We start from the raw sequence: 6,249 nt of genomic DNA on the forward strand, positions 1-6,249 counted from the left end.
TCGCTGCCGAGAAGCTTCCATTTGCCGTCGGCGATCTGCACCATCACGCGGGCGCGCTGGTCCAGGCCGAGGTGGTCGTTCGGTCCCATGTTCACGATGCCGTGCGACACCGGGAGGTTCTTGATGCCTTCAAGTGCGTCACGCAGCGCCTTGCGGAACTCCGGCGTGCCGGGCTGCCCCTGCTTCAGTGCCTCCGGTGCTGCCGCGGCAAGCAGGCGTCCCGCATCCCAGGCATGGCCGCCGAAGGTCGACACGGAGCCGGGACCGTAGGCTTTTTCATAGGCGGTCTTGTACGTCATCGCGGAGTTCTTGATCGGATTGGACGCCGGCAGTTGCTCGGCGACGAGCAACGGTCCGGATGGCAGGAACGTGCCTTCGCAATCCTTGCCGCAGACACGCAGGAAGTCATTGTTCGCCACGCCGTGGGTCTGATAGATCACGCCCTTGTAGCCGCGTTCCTTCAGTGCCTTCTGCGGCAGCGCGGCCGGCGTGCCGGAGCCGGCGATCAGAACCGCATCTGGGTTGGCGCCGACAATCTTGAGGACCTGGCCGGTCACCGATGTATCGCTGCGGGCGAAACGCTCGTTGGCGACCATATTGAGCTTGCGCACTTCGGCCAGCTTCGAGAATTCCCTGAACCATCCTTCACCGTAGGCGTCGGCAAAACCGATGAACGCCACGGTCTTGATGCCGGCATTGGCCATATGCTCGGTAATGGCGGTAGCCATGTGCGAATCGTTCTGCGGGGTCTTGAATACCCATCTGCGGCGCGCATCCACCGGCTCCACGATGGCGGCGGAGGCGGCCATGGAAATCATCGGCGTTTGCGACTCCGCCGCGACATCGATCATGGCCAGCGAATTCGGCGTCACCGTCGAGCCGATCACCACGTCGACCTTGTCTTCGGAAATCAGCTTGCGCGTGTTCTTCACCGCGGTGGTGGTGTCGGATGCGTCGTCGAGCACGATATATTCGACTGTCTTCCCGGCGATTTCCTTCGGCATCAGGGCGAAGGTATTTTTTTCCGGGATGCCGAGCGACGCGGCCGGTCCCGTGGCGGACACCGTCACGCCGACCTTGATCTGGGCGGTGGCGCTGGACGCGAATGCAAGTGATAGTAAGGTGGGCAGCAATGCGCCGATTAGCTTCTTGTTCATGGTCTCACTCCAAAATGGAAATTTGATCACGGGAAAATCCTGCCTCCCCGTTCGTTCTGCTACATCCGTTTTGCTACGTCCGCTTTTCTACATCACTAACCGGCCGTTTTTGCGCACTTGCACGCCTGCGCGCATGACGGTCTCATTTTTACATCTCGTGCCTTCGATGCCGCTCCTCAGGACAATCCGCCGAAGCGTTCATAAAAATAGGAGGCGGCTTCCGGGACATTATCGTCCTCTGCCTGCAGCGTCATCAAAATATACTGGTCCGCTTCCTTGTAAGTCAGCTGATAGATTTCGTGGCAAAGCTCGTAGGCAATTGTGCCCGGCCAGTCTTCCGGCAACAGCTCCAGCGGCAGCTGCGGATCATGCAATTGGGCACGCCGGAAAGTGTGGATCAGCAGCGTGCGGATCGCGAAAGCCTGCTCCGGATCGAGCGCGCCGCGTGACTTCACCAGTTTGAGCAATGGCGCGAAACAGTCGATGAAATGCCGGTAACCCTCCAGCACCTTGTCCAGCTCCCAGCAGTGCGCCACCAGGTCGCTTAGTGGCCGGCTGCTGACCTGGTCCGACGCCGCCGCCGAATAAACAAATACTTTTCCCGTAACGTCCAGCCGCGCAAGGATTTCTTCCAGCGCCGCCGCCTTGCCGCCCGGGTGCGCGAAGATGCCGGGTGCGATCATGCCGAATCCTTCCCATAGCAATTCCTTGCGCAAGTTCGCCCGCTGCGCGGCGCTGATGATTTCCGGAGCCGTCAGCAACATCGTCCAGCGGCCATCCCAGTGCAGCTCGGTCGGCGCATAAATGCGCTTGTACGCCCGCTCGAAGCGTCGCAATCCGGGTGCCGTCAGCGTGTACAGGCTGCGCCGTCCTTCGCGCGACGCCTCCAGCCAGCCTTCCTCCGCCAGCCGGAATACGCTGGTCCGCACCAGCCGGTCGCTGATGCCAAACGGCGCCAGCAGGGCAATCAGGCTGCCCAGCCAGACCGCGCCGCCGCGCGGGGTGATCGAATCGCCGAAAACGGTCATCACCACCGATTTGGAGCGAGGCGGATTGCTGTCCAGAAAATGCTGAATCCATTTATCGATCGACGCGTTCTTCATTCGAAAGGTGTATTGCGCGAGGCGTCATGGTCGCACGCCGTTTCTTATTGAAATGCATTTATAGCACAACGGCCTTTGACAGGATACGGAAATCAGAAATGATTCAATAAATACGTTTACATAAATTATTGCGTATCATAATATGACTCGACGGCCGCATGCCTGTCCGCGAGAACGCTCGCTTCGCAGGATGCCGCATCCCAGGAGAATTGCCATGTACGCACAATTGGTCGACACCGGCGCACGCCAGCTCCGCTCGCTGGAACAGATGTCGCCGGAAGAGAGAGCCTTCCAGGAAAGAATCGATGCCGGCATCAAGATCGAGCCCAAGGACTGGATGAGCGAGGGCTATCGCAAAACATTGATCCGCCAGATTTCACAACACGCGCATTCGGAAATCGTCGGCCAGTTGCCGGAAGGGAATTGGGTGACCCGCGCGCCGACGCTCAAGCGCAAATCCATCCTGCTGGCGAAAATCCAGGACGAGGCCGGCCATGGCTTGTACCTGTACAGCGCGGCGGAAACGCTCGGCGTATCGCGGGACCAGCTGGTCGATGATTTGCACTCCGGCAAGGCGAAGTATTCCAGCATCTTCAATTACCCGACATTGACATGGGCCGACATGGGTGCGATCGGCTGGCTGGTCGACGGTTCGGCCATCATTAACCAGATCCCGCTGTGCCGCTGTTCCTACGGGCCGTATGCACGGGCCATGATCCGCGTCTGCAAGGAGGAGTCCTTCCATGCGCGCCAGGGCTACGACATCATGATGTCGCTCGCAAGGGGCACGCCGGAACAGAAGCAGATGGCGCAGGATGCGCTCAACCGCTGGTGGTGGCCTTCGCTGATGATGTTCGGCCCCTCCGATGCCGAATCGGTCAACAGCGCGCAATCGTCGCAATGGCGTATCAAGCTGTTCTCGAACGACGAGTTGCGGCAGAAGATGGTCGATCAGACCGTACCGCAGGCGGAATATCTCGGGCTGACGGTTCCCGATCCGGACCTGAAATGGAATGCCGAGACCGGCCACTACGAGTTCGGCAAGATCGATTGGACCGAATTCAACAATGTCCTGAAAGGCAACGGTCCCTGCAACCGCGAACGCTTGCGGACCAGGGTGAAAGCCTACGAGGACGGCGCATGGTTCCGCGAAGGCCTGAACGCCTATGCCGACAAGCAGGCCTCGCGTCAGGCCGCACAGGCTGCCTGAATGCCTGTCGACAAATCGATGCAAGAGCCGACGCATATTGACTGGAGAGTTTCATGAGCAAGGAATGGCCGTTGTGGGAAGTATTCATCCGCAGCCAGCATGGTCTCGCGCACAAGCATGTCGGCAGCCTGCACGCGCCCGATGCCGGCATGGCGCTCAACAATGCGCGGGATGTGTACACCCGGCGCAATGAAGGCACCAGCATCTGGGTGGTGAAGGCCGCCGACATCACCGCCAGCGATCCATCGGACAAGGCGGCCCTGTTCGACCCGGCCAGCAACAAGGTCTATCGCCATCCGACCTTCTTCCCGATGCCGGACGAAGTCAAGAACCTGTAGGACGCGCCATGTCCGATCACAAATTTCAATACCTGCTGCGGCTTGCCGACACGTCGCTCGTCCTGTCGCAGCGGCTTTCCGCGTGGTGCGGCAAGGGGCCGGCGCTGGAGGAGGACATGGCGCTGACCAACGTCGCGCTCGACCTGCTCGGCCAGGCGCGGCTCTGGTACGCGTATGCCGGCGAGCTGGATCCCGCTGGACGCGACGAGGACCAGCTTGCCTACCTGCGGGACGCCCATGATTTCCGCAACCTGTTGCTGGCGGAGCAGCCCAACGGCCATTACGGCGACACGCTGGCGCGCCAGTTCTACGTCGATACATGGCATTACTTTCTGCAGAAGGCGCTCGTCCAGTCCGGCGACAGGCGCATCGCCGAGATCGCCGAAAAATCCCTGAAGGAAGTCACCTACCATGTGCGGCGCAGCAGCGACCTCATCGTGCGGCTTGGCGACGGAACGGAAAAAAGCCGGGCCATGATGCAGGGGGCGCTCGATGACCTGTGGATGTACACCGGGGAAATGTTCATGGCCGACGGTGTCGAGGAGGCGATGGTGGCCGAAGGCGCGGCACCCCATCCGTCCGATCTGCGCGCACCATGGCTCGCCTATGTGAAGGAAGTGTTCGATGAAGCGACGCTGACGATGCCATCCCCCGAAGCCTTCATGCAGAAGGGCGGCAAGCAGGGCAGGCATACCGAGCATCTCGGTTACCTGCTGGCGGAAATGCAGTTCCTGCAGCGCGCCTATCCGGGAGCGCAGTGGTGAGCGCCGTCTTTTCCACCGCGCCGGCGCAGGTATGGGAATGGCTGGCGGACATTCCGGATCCGGAAATTCCGGCAATCTCCATCATTGACCTCGGCATCGTGCGCGACGTCTCATTGGGAGACGACGGGGAATGCATGGTCACCATCACGCCCACCTATTCCGGCTGCCCGGCGATGGCCGTGATCTCGGAAGCGGTCGCCGACGCATTGAAAACCCACGGCGTCGAACGGGTACGCATCCATACCCGGTTGTCGCCTGCATGGAGCACCGACTGGATGAGCGAGGCCGGCAAGGCGAAGCTGAAGGGCTACGGCATCGCGCCGCCGGTGGAGCAGGCGATCGATATCAGCGGCATCAGCCGCAAGCGGAGCACGATGCCGCAAGTGCCTTGCCCGCATTGCGGATCGCAGCGGACCAGCGTCGTCAGCCAATTCGGTTCCACGCCCTGCAAGGCGCTGTATCAATGCGTCGACTGCCTGGAACCCTTCGACTATTTCAAGTGCCACTGAACGATGAGTAAATTCCATGCGCTGACAGTCGCGGATGTCGTGAAGGAAACGCGCGACGCCGTCGTCGTCACCTTTGCCGTGCCGCCCGAATTGCAGCAGGCATTCGAATACAGCCAGGGACAGCACCTCACCCTGCGCACGCATATCGACGGCGAGGATGTGCGGCGGTCCTATTCGATCTGCTCGGCAGTGCAGGACAAGTCCCTGCGGGTGGCGATCAAGCGCAATGCCGGCGGGGTGTTTTCCTGCTGGGCCAACGACACCCTGCGCCCCGGACAGGTGATCGACGTCATGCCGCCGATGGGACATTTCAATACGCCCCTGTCGCCGGACAACCGCAAGCACTACGTCGGCTTCGCCGCCGGCAGCGGCATCACGCCGCTGATGTCCATCATCAAGACCACGCTGATGGCGGAGCCGCATAGCCGGTTCACGCTGTTCTACGGCAACCGGGCGTCATCGACCGTCATTTTCAAGAACGAACTGGGCGACCTGAAGGATATCTACCTCGACCGCTTTAACCTGGTCTATGTCATGAGCCGCGAGCAGCAGGATGTCGAGCTGTTCAACGGCCGTATCACCGGCGAGAAATGCGCGGATTTCTTCAGGCATTGGATCGACCTGAGCGACGTGGACACCGCATTCATCTGCGGCCCGGAAGACATGATGCAGAACGTATCGGCGGCCTTGCAGGCGCATGGCATGCCGAAGTCGAATATCAAGATGGAGCTGTTTTCTTCAAGCATTCCGAAGCATAAGCATGTCCCGCGCGCGCAGGCGATGCCGGGGCGGCAGGAATGTGAAGTCACCCTGATCATCGATGGCCGGCACACCAGCTTCACGATGGAGAAAGACAAGGAATCGGTGCTCGATGCAGGGCTGCGGCAGGGGATCGATATGCGCTATTCCTGCAAGGGCGGAGTATGTTCGACCTGCCGTTGCAAGGTGGTGGACGGCAAGGTGGATATGGATGCGAACTATGCGCTGGAGGATTATGAGATTGCGCGGGGGTTTGTGCTGTCGTGCCAGAGTTTTCCGGTGACGGATAAGGTGGTGATGGATTTTGATCAGGATACTTGAGCGGGGTTTTCAGAGTTCCTTAAAGTAGATTACTTCAAAATTTCCGCCGAATGGTTCCCTCCCCCCTCTCAGGGGGAGGGCTAGGGTG

General features: G+C 60.4%; 7 protein-coding genes. 5 read left to right on the plus strand and 2 right to left on the minus strand.

Going from position 1 to position 6,249, the window contains the following annotated elements; genetic code table 11:
* Together V7080_RS22620 and paaX are read right to left on the minus strand one after the other, a co-directional pair.
* Positions 1 to 1,157: ABC transporter substrate-binding protein (locus tag V7080_RS22620; protein WP_334190638.1), on the minus strand; the 1,157-nt coding region annotated here is incomplete at its 3' end.
* A gap of 176 nt (positions 1,158 to 1,333) precedes the next feature.
* Positions 1,334 to 2,260 carry a phenylacetic acid degradation operon negative regulatory protein PaaX gene (paaX, locus tag V7080_RS22625; RefSeq protein ID WP_334190639.1) on the minus strand — a complete coding sequence of 309 codons (927 nt, stop codon included), beginning with the start codon at positions 2,258 to 2,260 and terminating at the stop codon, positions 1,334 to 1,336.
* 214 nt (positions 2,261 to 2,474) lie between these two features.
* Here paaX and paaA point away from each other — a divergent pair, with 214 nt between their 5' ends.
* Genes paaA through paaE form a run of 5 tightly spaced genes read left to right on the plus strand, consistent with a single transcriptional unit; the run spans position 2,475 to position 6,161 of the window.
* Positions 2,475 to 3,470, plus strand: coding sequence for a 1,2-phenylacetyl-CoA epoxidase subunit PaaA (paaA, locus tag V7080_RS22630; protein ID WP_334190640.1), 996 nt, complete (start codon positions 2,475 to 2,477; stop codon positions 3,468 to 3,470).
* Between the two features lie 53 nt (positions 3,471 to 3,523).
* Positions 3,524 to 3,808 (plus strand): 1,2-phenylacetyl-CoA epoxidase subunit PaaB, encoded by a 285-nt coding sequence (gene paaB, locus V7080_RS22635; protein ID WP_334190641.1) that lies wholly within the window; start codon positions 3,524 to 3,526, stop codon positions 3,806 to 3,808.
* Positions 3,809 to 3,816: 8 nt separating this feature from the next.
* Positions 3,817 to 4,572, plus strand: a complete 756-nt coding sequence (gene paaC, locus V7080_RS22640) for a 1,2-phenylacetyl-CoA epoxidase subunit PaaC (RefSeq protein ID WP_334190642.1) — start codon at positions 3,817 to 3,819, stop codon at positions 4,570 to 4,572.
* Positions 4,569 to 5,081 (plus strand): 1,2-phenylacetyl-CoA epoxidase subunit PaaD, encoded by a 513-nt coding sequence (gene paaD, locus V7080_RS22645; RefSeq protein ID WP_442947275.1) that lies wholly within the window; start codon positions 4,569 to 4,571, stop codon positions 5,079 to 5,081. Before paaC ends, paaD begins: the two co-directional genes overlap by 4 nt.
* 3 nt (positions 5,082 to 5,084) lie before the next feature.
* Entirely contained in the window at positions 5,085 to 6,161 is a 1,077-nt protein-coding gene (gene paaE / locus V7080_RS22650; protein WP_334190644.1) for a 1,2-phenylacetyl-CoA epoxidase subunit PaaE, read from the plus strand.
* The last annotated feature ends 88 nt before the right edge of the window (positions 6,162 to 6,249 follow it).

This window comes from Noviherbaspirillum sp., from assembly GCF_036846085.1.
Lineage (GTDB): Bacteria > Pseudomonadota > Gammaproteobacteria > Burkholderiales > Burkholderiaceae_D > Noviherbaspirillum.